The organism is Paludibaculum fermentans (assembly GCF_015277775.1).
Lineage (GTDB): Bacteria > Acidobacteriota > Terriglobia > Bryobacterales > Bryobacteraceae > Paludibaculum > Paludibaculum fermentans.
Map to the genome: position 1 here is coordinate 6,188,991 of NZ_CP063849.1, position 18,737 is coordinate 6,207,727.

Below are 18,737 nucleotides of genomic sequence, written 5' to 3' on the forward strand. Positions count from 1 at the left end.
GAATGCGTCGAACCCTACCCCTCCTTTTCCTCATGATCATCACGAAAGTGGCGCTACCGCCCGTATACGCCCAGAAACCGCCCATCGTCCGCGAAGTGCGCGACGCCCTCGACGTCAAGGACTATGCGGCCGCCCTCAAAGCCCTGGCTGCCGACCGCGCCGCCACCGGCGTCACCCCCTCCTACATCGAAGCCGTCTCCTGGATAGGCCGCGGCTACCTCGCCGCCAAGAACTACGACCAGGCCGATCACTACGCCGTCGAAGCCCGCAAGCTGGCCCTGGCAGCCCTCAAGCATCGTCAGTTGGATGCCGAGCCGTCCCTGCCGCTCGCCCTGGGCGCCTCCATCGAAGTGCAGGCCCTGGTACTCGACGCCCGCGGCCAGAAGGCCGAAGCTGTCGCGTTCCTGCAGCAGGAAGTGAAGGCCTGGCACGCCACCTCCATCCGCGCCCGCATCCAGAAGAACCTGAACCTGATCTCATTGAAGGGCCACGCGGCCCCCGTGCTCGACGTCCACGAATATGTGGGCGACAAGCCGCCGGCCGTGGCTTCCCTGAAAGGCCGCAAAGTCCTCGTCTTCTTCTGGGCCCACTGGTGCGCCGACTGCAAGGCCATGGCCGGCGTCGTGGCCCGCCTCGCCCGCGAGTACCCGCAAACGGCGGTCATCGGACCCACCCAGCCTTACGGCTACGCCTCCGGCGGCATGGAAGTGCCTCGCGCGGAGGAGATCAAGTACATCGACGAAGTCCGCCAGCGCTACTACAAGAACATCCCGGGCCTCACGGTTCCGGTCAGCGAAGAGAACTTTAAGCTTTGGGGCGCCAGTACCACGCCGACCGTGGCCGTGATTGACGCTCGCGGCATGGTGCGCCTCTATCATCCCGGGAGGATGAGCTATGAGGAACTCCTGCCCTATGTCCGCGATTAACGCCTTTCTTGACGGCATCCTCGACTACGCGGGCCTCTTCCCGCCCGCGCGGCTCGATCTGCCCACTGCGCTCGGCAACTACGACTTCTACCACCGCCACCCGCGGGCTTCCGTGCTGGCCCGCTTCGTGCTGCCGCTTGACCTGCTTTCCCAGGCAGAACCCCTGCCCGCCCGCATCGCGCTCATCTGCCGCGGCGAAGGCATCCACCTGCCCGACCTGCCTCCCCAGGTCGAAGCCCTCGAAGTCGCCGGATCCCTCTCCACTTCCACGGGGCTGCCCGTCTTCCACGAAATCGACTGGCGCGGCTCGCTCACCAACCACTTCCCCACCGCCGGAGGCGTCAAGCTGCGCACGGGCGGGCTCACCCCCGACACCATTCCGCCGCCCGACGCAGTGGAGAGCTTCCTGCTCGAAGCGGCCCGCCGAGCCCTGCCCATCAAATTCACCGCCGGCCTGCACGGCCCCGTGCCCCACGACGATCCCCAAGTCGGCGCCCGCCTGCACGGCTTCCTCAACGTCTTCGCCGCGGCGTTTGCCGCCTACTCCGGTGAGACGAACCTGGCCGGCTTCATCGCCGCCGCGAGCTGGGGCGACTTCCAGTTCACCGACACCCACTTCCACGCGGGCCCATTCTCGTTTACTCTCGATGAGATCGTCACGCTGCGCCGCAAGTTCGTCATCAGCTTCGGGTCCTGCAGCTTTCTGGAACCAATCGAGCACCTGGAACGCCATGGCTTCTTACCATCCGAATGACCCCACCCTGACGAGCTGGGTCCCCACGCCGCCAGACCATCCGTTCCCGCTCCAGAATCTGCCGTTCGGAATCTTCGCCCCCAGGCCCGGCGATCCGCGCCCCGGCGTGGCCATCGGCGATCACGTGCTCGACCTCGCCGAACTCGGCCTGCTCGAAGGCGATTCCCTCAATGACCTGATGGCCCAGGGGCCGGCCGCCTGGCGCGACCTGCGCGCGAAAATCTCCTGGCTCCTCAACGCCGGCAATCCGGAGCTCCGCGACCACCCCGGCTCTGCCCTCCACCGCAGCGCCGAGGTCGAACTCCTCCTGCCCGCCCGCATCGGCGACTATGTCGACTTCTACTCCTCGCTCGAACACGCCACCAACGTCGGCAGCATGTTCCGCGATCCCGCGAATCCCCTGCTGCCCAACTGGCGTTGGCTGCCCATCGGCTATCACGGCAAAAGCGGCACCATCGCCCTCAGCGGCACGCCCGTCCGCCGCCCCAAGGGCCAACTGACCGCCGACAACCAGACCGCCGTTTACGCGCCCTGCCGCCGCCTCGACATCGAGCTCGAAACCGGCTTCTTCCTGGGCTCCCACACAGACATCTTCGGCCTCGTCCTCCTCAACGACTGGTCCGCCCGCGACATCCAGCGCTGGGAGTATCAGCCCCTGGGCCCCTTCCTGGCCAAGAGCTTCCTCACCTCCATCTCGCCCTGGGTCGTCACCCTCGATGCGCTGGAACCCTTCCGCGTCGACGGACCCGCGCAGCAGCCCGAGCCCCTGCCGCACCTGCAAACACCGGAGCCCCGCAACTACGACCTCCACCTCGAAGTCTGGCTCCAGCCCGCCTCCGCGCCCCGCGCCACCTGCCTCGCCCGCACCAATTTCCGCCATATGTACTGGTCGATGAGCCAGCAGCTCCAGCACCTCACCTCCAACGGAGCACCGGTCCGTCCGGGCGACCTCTGCGGCTCCGGCACCATCAGCGGCCCCACGCCGGACTCCTACGGTTCTCTCCTGGAACTCGCCTGGAACGGCACGCGGCCCCTCACGCTGGATACCGGCGAGACCCGCACCTTCCTGGAAGACGGCGACACCGTCACCCTCCGCGGCTGGTGCCAGGGCGCCGGCTACCGCATTGGACTTGGCGACGTCACGGGCCAGGTGGTGCCCGCATGATCTGGCGTCCTTCCATGCGCCGCGTCGCGCAGACCAACCTCGATCGCTTCATGGCCGGCCACCGCGATTACGACTCCCTTTGGCGCTGGTCCGTCGAGAATCGCGACGAATTCTGGACCGCGATCTGGCGCTTCTGCGGCGTGAAAGCCTCCCACCCCTACACCGCCGTGACCGAACCCGCCGAAGGCGTCCACCAGGTCACCTGGTTCCCCGGAGCGCGCCTGAACTTCGCCGAGAACCTCCTCCGCTACAACGACGACTCGCCCGCCATCATCGCCTGGAACGAGAGCGGCCGCCTCCGCACGTTCACGCATCACGAACTCCACCAGCAGGTCTCCCGCGTCGCCCAGGCGCTCTACGCCTCCGGAGTCCGCACTGGCGACCGCGTCGCCGCCTGGCTCCCCAACATCCCCGAGACCGTCATCGCCATGCTCGCCACGGCCAGCCTGGGCGCCATCTGGTCCTCCTGCTCCCCCGACTTCGGCGTACAGGGCGTGCTCGATCGCTTCAGCCAGATCGAACCCAAAGTCCTCATCGCGGCCGACGGCGTGCAATACAACGGCAAGCGTCTCGACACCCTCGGCCGGCTGGCCGAGATCGCCAAAGGCCTGCCCACCCTCAAACTGACCATCGTGGTCACGCTCGACGATCTCCACCCCGATCTCAGTGCGATCCCGCATGCCATCCGCTGGCAGGATGAGATCCTCTTCTACCCACCCAAGCCACTGACCTTCGCTCAACTTCCGTTCGAGCACCCGCTGTATATCCTCTTCTCGTCCGGCACCACCGGCCTTCCCAAGTGCATGGTCCACGGAGCCGGCGGCACGCTCGTCCAGCACCTGAAGGAGCACGTCCTCCACACTGATGTGAAGCCGAACGACCGCGTCTTCTACCACACCACCTGCGGCTGGATGATGTGGAACTGGCTTGTGGGCGTCCTGGCCACCGGAGCCTGCATCGTCCTCTACGACGGTTCGCCCGTCTATCCGCGCCAGGACGTCCTATGGGACATGGCGGCCGCCAGCCGTGTCACCATCTTCGGCACCAGCGCGAAGTACCTCATGCTGATGCAGAAGGCCGGCTCCTCGCCGCGCTCCACCCACGACCTCTCGGCCCTCCGTACCGTTCTCTCCACCGGCTCGCCGCTGCCCTTTGAAAGCTGGGAGTACATCTACTCCCACGTCCACCCCGACATCCAGGTCTCCTCCATCTCCGGCGGCACCGACATCGTCTCCTGCTTCGCCCTCGGCAACCCGGTCGGCCCGGTTTATCGCGGTGAAATCCAGGTGCGCGGCCTCGGCATGCACGTCGAAGTGTTTAATCAGGAAGGCCAACCTGTCATCGGTGAAAAGGGCGAACTCGTCTGCCACCCGCCATTCCCCTCCATGCCGCTCTACTTCTGGAACGACCCCGGCGAAGCCAAATACCGGGCCGCCTACTTCGAGCGCTTCCCCGGAGTCTGGTGCCATGGCGACTGGGCGGAAATCACTCCGCGCGGCGGCGTCATCATCTCCGGACGCTCCGATACGACCCTCAATCCTGGCGGCGTCCGCATTGGTACCGCTGAGATCTACCGCCAGGTCGAACTCGTCGATGAGGTCCTCGAATCCCTCGTCATCGGCCTTCCCATCGACAATGACGTAGAGATTGCCCTTTTCGTGAAGCTTCGCCCCGGTGTCGAGCTCACCCCCGACCTCAAAGACCGCCTCTGCCGTCAAATCCGCACCGGAGCCAGCCCCCACCACGTCCCCCGCCACATCTTTCCCGTCAGCGACTTACCCCGCACCGTCAGCGGCAAGCTGAGCGAAGTTGCCGTCCGCGAAACCATCCAGGGAAGGCCCGTGAAGAACACCTCCGCGCTGGCCAATCCTGAATGTTTAGTCAATTTTATTTCGCTTCCTTTCGTCAGGAAACCTTAATTCCAGCCACGGCATTTGCAGCCGGTAACTACGGCGTTCTGCTGCTGGTCCTTTAGTTCTAGTACTTCTAGAATTGAATCCGTAGCTTGGACCTTAAGTGGTCATTGCGGAGGAGGAAGTCGTCGCCGCTGCGTGTCGGAACCTTGCGCCAAAGTGCGTGTGCCCGCGCCACAGTCCCTCCAACGAATTCCCTCCCATTAGGATTCGCTCATTAGAACGGAAGTCAAATAAACATGAAACACGTTAAGACGTTCACGCTCACCACGGCTTTGATTCTTGCCGGATTGGTCATCTTTTCCGTCCCCGTGAAAGCTCAGCCAAAGGCCTCCAGCGGAGCAATTTTCACCACGCTGGGCGACGGTACCGCCGTGAACCACAATCAATATTCCTCCACCTGCGCAGTCTTTTTGGATGGCGGCCCCGGCCCCAACGCCCCGGCTCATGCCGCGGGTCTGGACAATGGTGAGTACTACTTCCAGGTCACTGACCCTAGCGGCAAGACCCTGCTCAGCACCGACATCGTCGCGAACCGGAGATTCCGCGTCCAGAATGGCGTCATCGTTGCCTATACCGGTGTTGGCGGACCCGTTCACCCCATCGGCCTCGATCAGGATCATCCCGAACTCGGCGCCATCACCATCCGCCTTGCCAATGCCACTTGCCCCACTGACTTCGCCCAGACACCCAACAACGGCGGCGCCTATAAGGTGTGGGCCACCCCGGTGACCAGCTTCGTCGGCGACCCCAACCTCGTCGACAACCCGTGCGGCAACGGCTGCTTCCATGGCTTCATGCCTTCCGCGTCCAAGTCGGATAACTTCAAGGCGAAGAACGACTCCGCCACTTTCTGCCTGAGCGTCGAAAAGCAACTGCAGTTCGTCGACGGCCACACCGGCATCGGCACCGGCTGGTTGTTCAACGTCACAGATCCGCTCGGCGTGGTGAATGCTTATTTCACCGACGATAACGGCTTCCTCAATATCTGCGGCCTCGCCGCCGGCGCCTACACAGTGGCTGAGGACCCGAACTCGCAAATCCGGGGACTGTACGTCAACAGCGTCCAACTGCCGCTCAGCACCACTTACTCCTTCACCTGGGCCGCCGGCCAGACCGCGCCCGTAATCCTCTTCCAGAACCTCTACGGCAACCCGTTCTAGGCTTGGCGAGATTCCGTTACAATCCACTCCTTCGGAATCTCCCCACCCGACGGCCAGGGGCGCCTTTCACCGGGCGTCCCCTGGCCATCCCTGTCTGTGACATCATGTTCACGCATGAAACGTAGAGCCTTCCTTGGCGCCCTTGGCCTGTCGCCTCTCCTCAAAGGCCTGCCACCCCTCAAAATCACCGACCTCAAAGCAGTCAACGCCGACGGCTACATCTTCTACCGCCTCTACACCAACGGCGGAGTCACCGGCGTGGGCGAGCCAAGCCCCTCCAACGGACCGCTCAATGTCACCTTCGTCGGGATGATCAAGCCGCTCATCCTCGGCATGGACGCGTTTCACATCGAAGAGATCTGGCAGAAGCTCTACATCGGCCTCTACAAGACCCGCGGTCAATCGGCGTCCATGGCCATCTCCGCCGTCGACATCGCGCTCCACGACGTGGTCGGCAAAGCCCTCGGGGTGCCCGTTTCCACGCTCTTAGGCGGAGCCGTGCGCGACCGCATCCGCATGTACGCCAGCTACACCAGCCGCGACCGCGCCCCCGTCGACCAGGCCAAGCTCTGCGCCGCCGCCATCCAGGGCGGCTTCACCGCCACCAAGATCAAGATCGCCGCCCGCCACGGCTTCGACGCCGATCCCAAATACCCCGATCACGACATGGTGCGCGAAGTGCGTTCCGCCATCGGGCCCAAACCCGAGTTCATGGTCGACGCCAACTCGGGCTACAGCGTGCCGCGCGCCATCCAGATCGGACGCATGCTCGAGAAATACGACGTGTTCTGGTTCGAGGAACCCGTGCCGTTCACTGACTATGCTGCCACCGCGCGCGTCAACGCCGCGCTCGACCTCTTCATCGCCGGCGGCGAACAGGACCACACGCGCTACGACTTCCAGAAGATCATCGAGGCCGGAGCCGTCGACATGGTCCAGGCCGACGTCACCAAGGCCGGCGGCGTCAGCGAGTGCAAAAAAATTGCCGCCATGGCCGATGCGGCGGGTCTCGGCTATACGCCGCACGATACCTCGCACAACATCGGCCTGGCGGCCTGCTTACACATGGTGGCGTCCACACCCGTCTGCCGCTATTCGCAGGAGTTCATCATGGAACCCGGCGGCAAACGCATTCTCAAGACGCCGCTCGTGCCCGAAAAGGGCTTCATCACGCTGCCCACCGGCCCCGGACTTGGCATCGAAATCGATCCCAGGTACGGAGAATAGCGGGCTGGCCTAGAACGACAGCTTCAAGCCGCCCGTCGCCCAGATGCCGGGGGTCCGGAACCCGTCCTCGAAGTAGCGCTGGTTCGTCAGATTCTCCGCTCGTGTGAAGAACCGCAACGACGTCCGCTCGCTCAGCGGCAGCGTGTAGCTCACGGCCAAGTCCAGCTTCCGCGGCCCGTCGAACTGATACGGCCGGTTGCCGCTGCCCACGAAGAACGAACCCGAGATGTAGTCGCTCGCGCCCAGGAAGCTCAGCGTCACCTGCGTGCGCTTCGACACCTGCTGCGTAGCCACCGCCGTGAACATCTGCGGGAATACACGGATCGACCGCAGCGAACCGCCGATCACTCCGCTCTTCCGTTCGTCCGCATTCGTGTAGGTATAGGACGACGACAGGGTCAGGCTGCGGTACGGCCGGGCCTCGCCCGACACTTCCACGCCGCGTGCCAACCCGCCGCCCATATTCACATAGCCGCCGTAGCGGCCATACGGGTCGTTCACAAGGCCGGCGTAGCCGATCACCTCCTGCAGCCGTGTGTAGAAGTACGAGGCGCTCACGCGATACTTCGAGTTCGCGAAGTATTGATCCACGCCGAAGTCGCTCGACACCGTCCGCTCCGGCCGCAGCCGTGGATCGCCCAGCGGGCTGAAGGCTCCGAAGTAGAACGACGAGCCCAGCCGCTCATACAACGTCGGCGACCGGAACCCGTTGCCCGCGTGCGCGCGCAGCTTCGTCGAGCTCGCCGGCACGAAGTAGCTCACCGCCACATCGCCCGTGTACGCATTCGGAGGCGCCGCAAATGTGGCCCCCTGGTACAGCGGAGTGCCACCCGTGAACACCGGCTGCGAGAGCTGGAAGCCCTGGAACCGGCCGCTCAGGTTCACCTGCAGCCGCTCGCCCAACATCCGGATCTGATCGGTGAAGAAAGCCGAGTGGCTGCGCTGCGTGGCCGAGGCCTTGGCATCCACGCGCTGCACCGGATCCGGATTCTGGTCGGTCGACGGGTTCTCATAGAACTCCCGTTCCCACTCATATCCGGCGCTCAGCACGTTCCATTTCGCCAGCACCCAGTCAGCCCGCGCCTGGATCGTATCCAGCCGGCCGGCGAAGATGCTCGACGAATTGTAAGGCGATTGGTAGCCCGAGCCCGCCGGACCGTTCCTGTTGTCGCGATCCGAGTTCACGGCCTGGTAATTCACCCGGTAGTTGAACCGCGGCGACACCTGCTGGTTCCAGCTCAATAACGAGGAGACCACCAGGCCCACGCGCCGGCTGTCGGGATCATAAAGGTTCGGGGCAAACGTGGCGTTGCCCCACGAGAACGGCTTGCCTTGATCCGCCAGACGCGCCTGGTCGGCCGCCAGCGGAATCGCTGGAATCACGGTGGAGGATGGCAGGTTCGCCGCCGGAGCTGCCTGCGGAGTTGAGTTGATCCCTACATTCGCCGAGGTGCCCCACACGCGGCCGGAGAGCGAAGTGTTGGCCGAAGGGCGCCACAACGCGTAGCCCATCCCGCTGGTGTTGCGGACATTTTCGATTCCGTCGATGCCGCCGTTCACGTTTAGTTCGGCCAGCCCGGCGCTGTATTGGAACTTGTCGTGCTTCAGGCCGCCGGCTACGCGAGCCATGCCGCGAAACAGGCCCAGGCCGCCGCCTTCGCCCGTCACTTCGCCGCGCAGCGCGCCGCCGCCCTGGTCCGTCACCAGGTTGATCACGCCCGCCGTGGCATTCGTCCCATACAGCGACGAACCCAACCCGCGCAGCACCTCAATCCGGTCGGTCCCAATCAACTGCAGGTCGCCGAGAAACGCCGTCGCATCACCCTGCACGCTGGCTGCGTCGCGCAGCCGCATGCCGTCGATCAGGACACCCGTATCCGCCGCGCGCAGGCCCCGTGTAAGAATGCGCGTAAATGAACCCGGTCCGCCCAACTGCTGCACACGCAGCCCGGCTGTCAGCTTGATGGCTTCCGAAAAGGTGATGACCTGCCGCCGCGCCATCTCGCCTGAATCCACCACATCCATCGCCTTGCCGGACTCCGAAGTCGACACCGGATTCGCGGTGGCCGTCACCAGCACGCGCGACGCCAGCCCGCGAATCTCCAGCTTCAAATCGACCGCCAGGTCTTTCCCTGGTTCGACGGTGATGTTCACGGCGCTGGCCTGGTCCAGCCCGCCGGTCCGGCCTTCCAGCAGGAACTCGCCGGCCGGGACCTCCTCCATCCGGAAGGAGCCCTGCCCGTCGGCGACCGCCGTCCGCAGGAACGAACTATCGCGGTTGTAGAGCCGGACGGTGGCGCCGGGCACAGCCGCGGCGGATGGATCGAGCACGCGGCCCGACAGGGTTTGGGTACGAGACGGCTGTGCGCAGACACACAACGCCGTCAGAAAGGAAAATGTAAGAACGCGAAACATGCGCTCCTCCCTCGAGAGCTACTTGGAGATGCCGGAAACGTTTCCGGCCCGACGGCAGGTCTTCGGACTTGTGAGCATGTCCCGGATGACTCCGGGCTTTCCTACGATCCGCGGCTTCCCAAGTGCCCGGGGGCGCTCAGTGCCAAACTGCGGAGCTCGTTCTCACTTACCGCTGCGGGGCAGTCCCGGATTCTCACCGGGTTCCCTCTTACGCGGCTGGTTGTTGACGCCAGCCGGCCAGTCGTATTCAGATTATCCCGTCCGTTTTGCCTTCCAGTCAAACTGAAAGTAACCGGGTCCGTGTGAAAGCCCACTAAAGCCGACCAGCCCCGAAGGATCCGCGGAGCTGCCACACGGTTCCGATTGAGCTCAGTTTGGTATATGCTACCAGTTTGGGAGCATAGTACTGGAATAGATTTATGGGATCAGGACTCCGTCTCCCGTGAGAGTGATCGCGTTGCGGACTCTTCGCGAGTTCTGGGAGAGCGATTCGAAGCATGCGGATTCGAAAGCCCCGTTGCAGGCTTGGTACCACGAAGCGAAATGCGCAACCTGGTCCAATCCCGCCGCCGTCAAGGCTCAGTACCGCAACGCAAGCATCCTGAAGGAGAGTAGAGTCGTCTTCAATATTGGCGGAAACAAATATCGCCTGGTCGTCAGGATCAACTACGCCGTCGAGATTGTATTCGTGCGGTTTATAGGGACCCACGAACAATATGACGAGATCGATGCGGAGACCATATGACTGAAACAATTCGCCCGATCCGGTCAGAGCAGGACTACGAAGCAGCCCTCGCCCGAATCGACAGTCTCATGGACGCCCGGCCGGGCACGCCCGAAGCGGACGAACTGGATCTCCTCGCGACTCTCGTGGAGTGGTATGAGAAGCGGCACTTTCCCATCGAGAAGCCGGATCCCGTCGCCGCCGTCCGATTCCGCCTGGAACAGGCCAATCAGACAAGCCGCGATCTTGTGCCGCTCCTCGGTAGCCGCGCCAAAGTGTCCGAAGTGATGTCCGGCAAACGTGGGCTCACGCTCCAGATGATCCGCGCGCTTCATCGCCACCTCGGCATCCCTGCGGAGGTTCTGTTGCAGGAAACTGCCGCCGCTTCGCCCAGCACCGGCACGGCTGCCGACTGGACACGCTTCCCCATCGCCGCGATGGTGAAAGCCGGTTGGTTCGACGCAAGCCGTCGGACAGGTCCAGGCTGGAAAGCGCAAGCCGAAGTTCTGATGCGGGACCTTATTGAAAGGGCGGGTGGCCTGGATGCCGTTCCGGAGGCCCTATATCGTAAGGGCGTTACCAGCCGGCAGAACGCTAAGACAGACCGCTTTGCACTCAAAGCCTGGTGTTACCAGGTAATCGCTACCGCTCAAGCCAGGTCGCTCCCCGCAAAGTACCGGCCCGGCGTTGTCACTGAGCCATGGGCGCGGAAACTGGCGAAGCTGAGCGCCTCTTCCGCGGGCCCTCAACGGGCAAAGGAATACCTTGAGCGCCACGGGATTCACTTGATCCACACTGGCCATTTGCCCCGGACGTATCTGGATGGGGCGGCGATGCTCCTGCCCAATGGGACGCCGGTCATTGCTGTCACCCTGAGGTTCGATCGGCTCGACAACTTCTGGTTTTGTCTGTTCCACGAACTCGCCCATATCGCCCTGCACCTGCGCGACAAAAATGATCTTTTCATCGATGACCTCAGTCTGGACGGCTCTTCGGATGGTTCTACCAATCGTGCAGAGGCTGAAGCCGATCGATGGGCCGCGGATATGTTGATTCCCCCAGACCTCTGGCAATGCAGCGCTGCGGCCGAGCGGCCGACTCTTATGAATGTTGTGAGTCTCGCGCAGGAACTCGGAATCCATCCCGCCATCGTTGCGGGGCGGGTGCGCAAAGAACGGCGCAACTTCCACCTCCTTTCCCAAATGGTCGGCAATAGGCAGGTAAGGCAGCACCTGGATTCCGGTTCCTCTCGGAATTGAAGTCCGCCAGATAAATTTAAGCCGATTTATTTCCGCCTGCGCCGCGCGCCGTTTTGCGCCCATAATGAGCTGACACCAAATTTCCGGCTGCAGAGGATTTGGCCATGGCCTTGCCCGTCTCCATCTTGCAAGCTGCACTGCTCTATGCCCCGGCCTACTCCTCCAGGCCCAACCTCGTCCAGCTCCCGATCCACTCGCCTGCATCAGCCTGCGCCTCACTCCAGTGGCGACACCAGCGGATCCCCGTGCCGCCGCGGAGGCTGCCTCTCGCAGCGGCCCTGCCCGCCCGGCACCTGTCACTTTCGATTTCCTCCTGAAGAACGATTGCGCCCAGGGTCTCACGGCCTTCGTGATCAACATCCCGGGTCCACAGGATTCCGCTGCGGGCATCGCCAATCAGATCCGCTTCGATTCCGCCCTGCAAGTGGGACCGGACGGCCAGGCCCTGGTGAAGCCCTCCGCTTCGTTCAGCCGGCGGATGCCGGCCAATGGGCCCGTCGACTCTCTCTGCGCAGCCCATCTCAATGCGGCGATCTTCGCGGACGGGTCCACCTTTGGGGATCGCCGCGAGCTCGCCAGCCTCATCTCCGACCGGCGCAGCCTTCTCGACGGCTATCGCCAGATAAAGTCGATCCTCGAGACGATCCCCTTTCGCGGCGACGCGGCCCGCTACGCGTCAAACCTGCTCGAAATCCCCGAATATGCACCGGTCAATAGCATGGGCGAGATGGCGCTCCGCAGCTTCAAGGGAAACATCGCGTCCTTCGTGAAGTATGGCAATCGCTCCGATTGGGACGGTTACTACCAAGGCAAGCAGAAGTGGGTCCAGCTCCAGATCGACCAGCTCCCCGCCGCCCTGGCGGGCACGCCCGGCACTCTGCCGGGGCCGGCCGCCCGCTGAGTCCGCCCCACAACCGCAAGATCCGAGAAGCACCTCCACCTCCACCCATGGCAATCTATGCTTCGGGAGGCAGTATCCATGATTCAACGGCTTTCGCACGTTACCATCTACGTTCTCGATCAGGACGAGGCGTACGACTTCTACATCAACAAACTCGGCTTTGAGGTCCGCATGGACGCCAAAATGGACAACGGTTTCCGCTGGCTCACCATCGGACCCAAGGGCCAGCCCGACCTCCAGATCATCCTCATGCCCACCACGCCCACCCCCATGATGGACAAGGAAACTTCGGATACACTGAGGTCTCTAGTGAAGAAGGGCGTGCTCAGCGGGGGCGTCTTCAAGACGGCCAACTGCCAGCAGACCTACGAGGAGCTCAAAGCCAAAGGCGTCGAATTCGTGCAGCCGCCCACGGAACGGTTCTACGGCATCGAAGCGCTGGTCAAAGACAATTCGGGCAACTGGTTCAGCATGACCCAGCCCAAGGAAGCCTATGAAGTCCCCTCTAAATGAGAAACTTCGGGCCTGGTGGTCGCACCGCCAGGCCCTCGATGGCCGCATGGCCAACGCCGCACCCGCCGACGTCCTGGCCCAGAGTGGTTGGGCCCGCTCCGTCGCCGGCGTGGGTCCCTACTTGACCCTGCTGTCCCGCGCCGGCATCACCCGCGAAGCAGCCGACAAAGCTGTCACCCAGCTCGAGATCCACGAACTGCCGTGCGCTCGCGGCTGCACTTACGTCGTCCCCGCTTCCGATTTCGCCTTCGCCCTTCAGGCCGGAGCCAGCTTCGGCGGCGCCGAATTGAAGACAGCCGCGAAGCTCGGCGTGACGGAGAAGGAAATCGACAAGCTCTGCGCCGCCGTGATCGACGCCCTGGCCAAGGGGCCCATGGAGCCGGACGAGATCCGGGCCGCCACCGGCAACGCCTCCCGCAGCCTCGGCGAGGAAGGCAAGAAGAAGGGCCTCACCACCACCTTGCCGCTCGCCCTAGGCCAGCTTCAAACCACCGGCGACATCCGCCGCATCCCCACCAACGGCCGTCTCGACCAGCAGCGCTACCGCTACACCCTCTGGCGTCCCAACCCCCTCGCCAAGTCGAAGATGACCACGGAAGAGGTCCACATCGAGCTCGCCCGCCGCTACTTCCAGTGGATCGGCCCAGCCACCCAGGCCGAGTTGCAATGGTTTACCGCCCTCAATGGCAGGGACACCAAGGCCTCCCTCGCCGCCCTGAAACTCGAGAAGCTCGAGGGTGACAAACTGATCCTGGCCGAAGACCGCGATGCGTTTGAATCCTTCCAGGTCCCCAAACAGGCCCACTACGTCCTCACCAGCTCCATCGACGGTCTCAGCCTGCTGCGCCGCGACCTGCAAAGCCTGCTCGACCCCGCCGACGCGGCCAACCCGCTGCTCCAGAGCACCAGCCGCGGCGGCTTGTTGATGGAACTGCCCAGCCACGCCATCTTCGACCGCGGCCGCCTCGTCGGCCTCTGGGAGTACGACCCCTCGACCGAGTCCATCGCCTGGACCTCGTTCATTCCAAAGAACAAAGAGTTGGAAAAGGCAGTGGCTCGGACGGAAGAGTACGTGCGCACCCAGCTCGGCGACGCCCGGTCGTTCAGTCTCGATAGCCCGAAGAGCCGCATGCCGCGGATCGAAGCGCTCCGCCAGGCTGGTCGCTGATGCCCGCCAGATGGTAGCTGGTGCTGCGCCCGCCCTCCGGACCCCGCACCAGCGCCCCGCTCTCCACCAGTGCCGCAATATCTCGTAACGCCGTGTCGTGCGAGCACTTGGCCAGCTTGGCGTACTTCGAAGTCGTCAGCTTGCCCTCAAACCCGCCCAGCATCTTCTTCAGCACCAGCCGCTGCCGCTCGTTCAGCGGAACCTGCGCGATGGAATCCCAGAAGTGCGCCTGCTGCAGCACGTTGCCCAGCGTTCCGTGCGCGCCGGCAATCGCCCGGTCCAGCGTTCGCAGGAACCACTCCAACCACGGAGTCACATCCAAAGGCCCCCGCTGCGTCTCTTCCAGAATCTGGTAGTACGCCGCGCGCTCCTGCCGGATCTCGGCGGACATACTGTAGAACCGCTGCCCGCTGCCTTCTGACCGTGCCAGCATCAGGTCCGCCACCGCTCGCGCAATGCGACCATTGCCGTCGTCAAACGGGTGCACGGTCACAAACCACAGGTGCGCCAGGCCCGCCTTCAGCACCGGATCCATCGCCGGACCCGCCTCAAACCACTCCAGGAACCGCGCCATCTCCTCGTCCAGCCGCTCCGCCGGAGGAGCCTCGAAGTGGACGTGCTCCTTGCCCATCGGCCCGGAGACCACCTCCATCGGACCCGTCGCATCGTCCCGCCACGCGCCCACCCGGATCCTGGTGATGCCGCTGCGGCCCGTCGGGAACAGAGCCGCATGCCAGTCGAACAACCGCTCGCGCGTCAACGGCTGGTCATACCGGCCGGTCGCGTCCAGCATCATCTCGACGACGCCCTCCACATGGCGGTCCGCCGGTTTCAATGCCCCGATGTCCACGCCCAGACGCCGCGCGATGGAAGAGCGAACCTGCTCCAGGTCCAGACGCTCACCCTCGATCTCACTGCTTTTGAGGACGTCGTCTGTCAAAGTCCGCAGCACGGCCTCCTGCCGGGAGGGAAACCCGAGCGCCTCCATCTGCCCCAGCAGCCGCCCCTGCCGGTGCCGCACTCCGGCCAGCAACTCCGACAGGTAATCGGCCCGCCACAGGAACTTCGGCCACTCGGTCCGCTGCCACAGGTACATTCAACGCAATCCTTGCGTCGATTGTATCACCTAATCAACGCATAATTTGCGTCGAATACGCTGCCTAATCGACGCAACCCTAATGCGCCGCCACCGGACCAGCCATCTTCCCCGGCCGCTTCATGATCAGCACCAGCGGCACCAGCGCCAGGAAGATCACCGACAGGATGCGGAAAATCTCCAGGAACGACAGGATCGTCGCCTGCTGCTGCACCAGTCCGAACATCTGGGCGTAGCTCTGCCGGTAGGCCACATTGGGAGCCGACCCGTGCGCCATCATCGACTGCTGCATCCCGCGCATCAGCCCCATGGCCTTCTGGTTGTAGGGCGTGATCTGGTGAACGAGGTCAGCCGTGTTCGACTGCGCGAAGCGCGCCACCATCGTGGTGACGCCCGCGATGCCCACGCTGCCGCCGATGTTCCTCAGCAGATTGAACATGCTTGCCGCGTTGCCCATCTTCTCCTTCGGGATCCGCGACATCGTAATGGTCGTCAACGGCACGAACAGCATCGCCAGTGACACCCCCTGGACGAACTGCGGCCAGAAGAAGTCCCAGTAGCCGGCGTTCAGATTCAAACGCGACAACTGGAAGAGCGTTGCCGAAGAGACCACCAGCCCGGTGGCCAGAAACTTCCGCGCATCGAACTTCGACAGCATGGCGCCCACCAGCGGCATGGCGATGAACGAGCCGAGCCCGCGCGGCGCCAGCGCCCAACCCGCCTGCAGCGAAGGGTAACCCAGCAGCGTTTGCAGCCAGATGGGCAGCAGCACCATGCTGCCGTACAGGACGAAGCCGAGCATAGTCATCAGCAACGTCCCCGTGGAGTATGTCCGGTCTTTGAAGACGCGCAGGTCCACCACCGGTCCCTTCACTCTCAACTCATGGTAAATAAACCACCCCAGCGCCACCAGCGCCGTGATGAACAGGCTCAGGATCCAGCTCGAAGCGAACCAGTCTTCCTGCTGGCCCTTGTCCAGCACGATCTGCAGCCCGCCGATGCCCACCGCCAGCAACCCGATGCCCCAGTAATCCACACCTAGCTTGCTGCGTTGGATATACGGCGGATCGAACACAAACCAGCGCGTCATCAGCAGCGACGCGATCCCTACCGGAATGTTGATGTAGAACACCCAGCGCCAACTGTACGCATCCGTCAGCCAACCGCCCAGCACCGGCCCCAGAATCGGAGCCACGACAATGCCCAACCCCCAGAACCCCATGGCCTTGCCGCGCTGGTCCGGCGGAAACGCCTCCAGCAGCACAGCCTGCGACAGCGGTTGCAGCGCCCCGCCGGCCGCCCCCTGGATCACGCGGAACACAATCAGGATCGGCAATGTCGGCGCGAAGCCGCAAAAGAACGACGCCACCGTGAAGCCGATCACGGACATCATCAGCAACCGCTTGCGTCCAAAGTAGTTAGCCAGCCAGCCCGTAATGGGCAGGATCATTGCGTTCGCCACCAGGTAGGAGGTCAGCGCCCACGTAGCCTCGTCAATCGACGCCGACATGCTGCCCGCGATATGCGGCAGCGACACGTTCACCACCGTGGTATCCAGCACCTCCATGAAGGTGCCGAACATCACCGCGATGGCGACGATCCAGGGATTCACATGCGGCCGTTCGGCGGTCGCGCTCATAAGCGTTCCTCAAACGACATGGCGTGGACGATCACCGAGGCCGCCTCCTCTTCGCCCAAACCGGAACTGACCATCAGGTCGTACAAATGCGGATCCGACCAGACACAGTCGAAGCGCTCCTTCACATACTGCGCCCGAATCTTGTCCGTATTCACGATCTCCGCCCAGGCGTCCCCGCAGTCCGGCACCCGCCGCCGAATCCGCATAATCCGTTGATCCCAAGGGGCATACACAAACGTATGGAAAACATCCGCCTTGTCCTGCAGCAGGCATTGGGCGGCCCGGCCCACTATCACGCACTGCCCCTGTGCATAGGCTTCCCGGATGAGATCTCCTGCCAGCCGGGCTTCGGTCTCGGCGTCGAAGATGCTGGTCCCCACCGGACCCGCCACGCCCTCGATCGCCCCCTGCCATAGCGCTATCCGGCTCACCCGGTGCAGCCAGGAATCCACCTTCTCGTCGAACTGCCGCACCAAGTCCGGCGACACCTGGGCCGCCCGCGCGATCTCCTGCACCAGTGCGTTATCCAGCAGCCGCCAGCCCAGCTTGGCGGCGACAATCTTCGCCACGGCAGCCCCGCCGCTGCCGTACTCCCGGGCCACCGTCAGTGCGCGGTATCGCATTAGCGAACCTCGACCGTCGGCATCACCGACATACCCGGCCGCAGCACATGGTCCGGATCCTGACCCTTCTCCAGCAGGATCTTCACCGGCACCCGCTGCACCACCTTCACGTAGTTGCCAGACGAGTTCTCCGCCGGCAGCAGGCTGAACCGCGCGCCTGTCGCCGCCGCGATGCTCTCCACGTGCGCCTGATACTTCCGGCCGCCGTACGCATCCACCGAGACCTCCACCTTCTGCCCCACCTTCATGTGGGCCAGCTGGTTCTCCTTGAAGTTCGCCACCACCCAGATGTCATCCATCGGGACCACCGCCATCAGAGGCTGCCCGGCGTTGATGATCTGCCCCACTTCCAGGCTCTTCTGGCTGACAATCCCGCTCGCCGGCGCACGCACCGTGGTGTAGCTCAGGTTCAGCTCCGCCTGCTCCAGGGCGGCCTTCATTTGCAACATCTTGGCGCTGGACGACTCCGCCCGCGACCGTGTCGCCGACACCTGCTGCGGAGCCGTGGCCGCCGCCTTCACGTCCGACTCGGACCGCGCCAGCTTGGCCCGGTGCTCGCCCAACTGGCTCTGCGCCACCCGCACCGCCTGCTCCGCTTCGTGGACCTGGGCCTGGGAAGCTTCCACCTGCGCCTGCGTGGCGTCCGCCGTCGACTTCGCCGCGTCGTACTGCTGCTTCGAGATCTCGTCCTTCGCCAGCAGCGCCTCATAGCGCTTGAAGTCGCTCGCCGCCCGCACTCCGTTCGCCTGCGCCTGCCGCAGCATCGCCTGCGCGGACTTCACCCGCACCTGCGCCGACTCCACCTGCTGCTCCGCCGTCGCCAGCGTGGCCTTCGATTCCTGCACCGCGGAATGGGCGGAATCCAGCCGGCTCGCCGACGAGGCCGACATGATCGGCACCTCAGTCCGGTCCGCCTGCATCGTCGCCTCGGCTTCGGCCAGATCCGCCTTCGCCTTGGCCACCGCCACCTCGTAATCCTTCGGGTCGATCCGCGCCAGCACGGTGCCCGCCTCCACAAACTGGTTGTCCCGCACCCGTACTTCGATCACTGTGCCGCCTACGCGCGCGCCAACCGAGTGAATGCGCCCGTCGATCTGCGCGTCGTCGGTCGACTCCCGGCCGGCTGCATGAGTCCAATACGCATAACCGCCGCCGGCCAGCACGAGCAGCAGTACCACCGCCGCCACCGGCTTGACCAGCGAGGACTTCTGCGGCGGCGCCGGCGTCGTTTCCATCACTTCACGTTCCATG

16 protein-coding genes and 1 riboswitch are annotated in these 18,737 nt (G+C 64.0%); of the genes, 11 read left to right on the forward strand and 5 right to left on the reverse strand.

Annotated elements, in window-relative coordinates:
* Window positions 1-2 precede the first annotated feature (2 nt).
* The 6 genes from IRI77_RS24350 to IRI77_RS24375 all read left to right on the forward strand — a co-directional run bounded on the left by IRI77_RS24350 (window position 3) and on the right by IRI77_RS24375 (window position 7,148).
* Entirely contained in the window at window positions 3-926 is a 924-nt protein-coding gene (locus IRI77_RS24350; RefSeq protein ID WP_194447602.1) for a TlpA family protein disulfide reductase, read from the forward strand.
* Entirely contained in the window at window positions 913-1,680 is a 768-nt protein-coding gene (locus IRI77_RS24355) for a hypothetical protein (RefSeq protein ID WP_194447603.1), read from the forward strand. The genes IRI77_RS24350 and IRI77_RS24355 overlap by 14 nt, the downstream gene beginning before the upstream one ends.
* Complete coding sequence (gene fahA, locus IRI77_RS24360; protein WP_194447604.1) at window positions 1,658-2,845, forward strand: fumarylacetoacetase; 1,188 nt, start codon at window positions 1,658-1,660, stop codon at window positions 2,843-2,845. The genes IRI77_RS24355 and fahA overlap by 23 nt, the downstream gene beginning before the upstream one ends.
* Complete coding sequence (locus IRI77_RS24365; protein WP_194447605.1) at window positions 2,842-4,764, forward strand: acetoacetate--CoA ligase; 1,923 nt, start codon at window positions 2,842-2,844, stop codon at window positions 4,762-4,764. Before fahA ends, IRI77_RS24365 begins: the two co-directional genes overlap by 4 nt.
* Before the next feature lie 233 nt (window positions 4,765-4,997).
* Complete coding sequence (locus tag IRI77_RS24370) at window positions 4,998-5,921, forward strand: hypothetical protein (protein WP_194447606.1); 924 nt, start codon at window positions 4,998-5,000, stop codon at window positions 5,919-5,921.
* 114 nt (window positions 5,922-6,035) lie between these two features.
* A complete protein-coding gene (locus IRI77_RS24375; RefSeq protein WP_194447607.1) occupies window positions 6,036-7,148 on the forward strand; it encodes a mandelate racemase/muconate lactonizing enzyme family protein in 1,113 nt (370 codons plus the stop codon).
* 9 nt (window positions 7,149-7,157) lie between these two features.
* Here IRI77_RS24375 and IRI77_RS24380 read toward each other — a convergent pair whose 3' ends face one another.
* Window positions 7,158-9,563, reverse strand: coding sequence for a TonB-dependent receptor (locus tag IRI77_RS24380; protein WP_194447608.1), 2,406 nt, complete (start codon window positions 9,561-9,563; stop codon window positions 7,158-7,160).
* Between the two features lie 36 nt (window positions 9,564-9,599).
* Window positions 9,600-9,816: riboswitch (cobalamin riboswitch) on the reverse strand.
* Window positions 9,817-10,005: 189 nt separating this feature from the next.
* On the opposite strand from IRI77_RS24380, the gene IRI77_RS24385 reads away from it, so the two are divergent.
* From IRI77_RS24385 to IRI77_RS24405, 5 genes are all read left to right on the forward strand, one after another.
* Window positions 10,006-10,308, forward strand: a complete 303-nt coding sequence (locus IRI77_RS24385; protein ID WP_194447609.1) for a type II toxin-antitoxin system HigB family toxin — start codon at window positions 10,006-10,008, stop codon at window positions 10,306-10,308.
* 68 nt (window positions 10,309-10,376) lie between these two features.
* Window positions 10,377-11,546 carry an ImmA/IrrE family metallo-endopeptidase gene (locus IRI77_RS24390; protein WP_228486295.1) on the forward strand — a complete coding sequence of 390 codons (1,170 nt, stop codon included), beginning with the start codon at window positions 10,377-10,379 and terminating at the stop codon, window positions 11,544-11,546.
* 223 nt (window positions 11,547-11,769) lie between these two features.
* On the forward strand, window positions 11,770-12,447 hold the full coding sequence (locus IRI77_RS24395) for a hypothetical protein (protein WP_194447610.1): 678 nt from the start codon (window positions 11,770-11,772) through the stop codon (window positions 12,445-12,447).
* Between the two features lie 78 nt (window positions 12,448-12,525).
* Window positions 12,526-12,960 carry a VOC family protein gene (locus IRI77_RS24400; RefSeq protein ID WP_194447611.1) on the forward strand — a complete coding sequence of 145 codons (435 nt, stop codon included), beginning with the start codon at window positions 12,526-12,528 and terminating at the stop codon, window positions 12,958-12,960.
* The gene (locus tag IRI77_RS24405; protein ID WP_194447612.1) at window positions 12,941-14,128 is read left to right on the forward strand and encodes a DNA glycosylase AlkZ-like family protein; all 1,188 of its coding nucleotides are present in this window, start codon (window positions 12,941-12,943) and stop codon (window positions 14,126-14,128) included. The genes IRI77_RS24400 and IRI77_RS24405 overlap by 20 nt, the downstream gene beginning before the upstream one ends.
* Here IRI77_RS24405 and IRI77_RS24410 read toward each other — a convergent pair.
* From IRI77_RS24410 to IRI77_RS24425, 4 genes are all read right to left on the reverse strand, one after another.
* Complete coding sequence (locus tag IRI77_RS24410) at window positions 14,064-15,224, reverse strand: Fic family protein (RefSeq protein WP_194447613.1); 1,161 nt, start codon at window positions 15,222-15,224, stop codon at window positions 14,064-14,066. The two genes, IRI77_RS24405 and IRI77_RS24410, sit on opposite strands and share 65 nt — an antisense overlap.
* A gap of 79 nt (window positions 15,225-15,303) precedes the next feature.
* Window positions 15,304-16,863 carry a DHA2 family efflux MFS transporter permease subunit gene (locus IRI77_RS24415; RefSeq protein WP_194447614.1) on the reverse strand — a complete coding sequence of 520 codons (1,560 nt, stop codon included), beginning with the start codon at window positions 16,861-16,863 and terminating at the stop codon, window positions 15,304-15,306.
* A complete protein-coding gene (locus IRI77_RS24420; protein ID WP_194447615.1) occupies window positions 16,860-17,486 on the reverse strand; it encodes a cytidylate kinase-like family protein in 627 nt (208 codons plus the stop codon). The genes IRI77_RS24415 and IRI77_RS24420 overlap by 4 nt, the downstream gene beginning before the upstream one ends.
* A complete protein-coding gene (locus IRI77_RS24425) occupies window positions 17,486-18,736 on the reverse strand; it encodes an HlyD family secretion protein (protein WP_194447616.1) in 1,251 nt (416 codons plus the stop codon). The genes IRI77_RS24420 and IRI77_RS24425 overlap by 1 nt, the downstream gene beginning before the upstream one ends.
* Between the last annotated feature and the right edge of the window lies 1 nt (window position 18,737).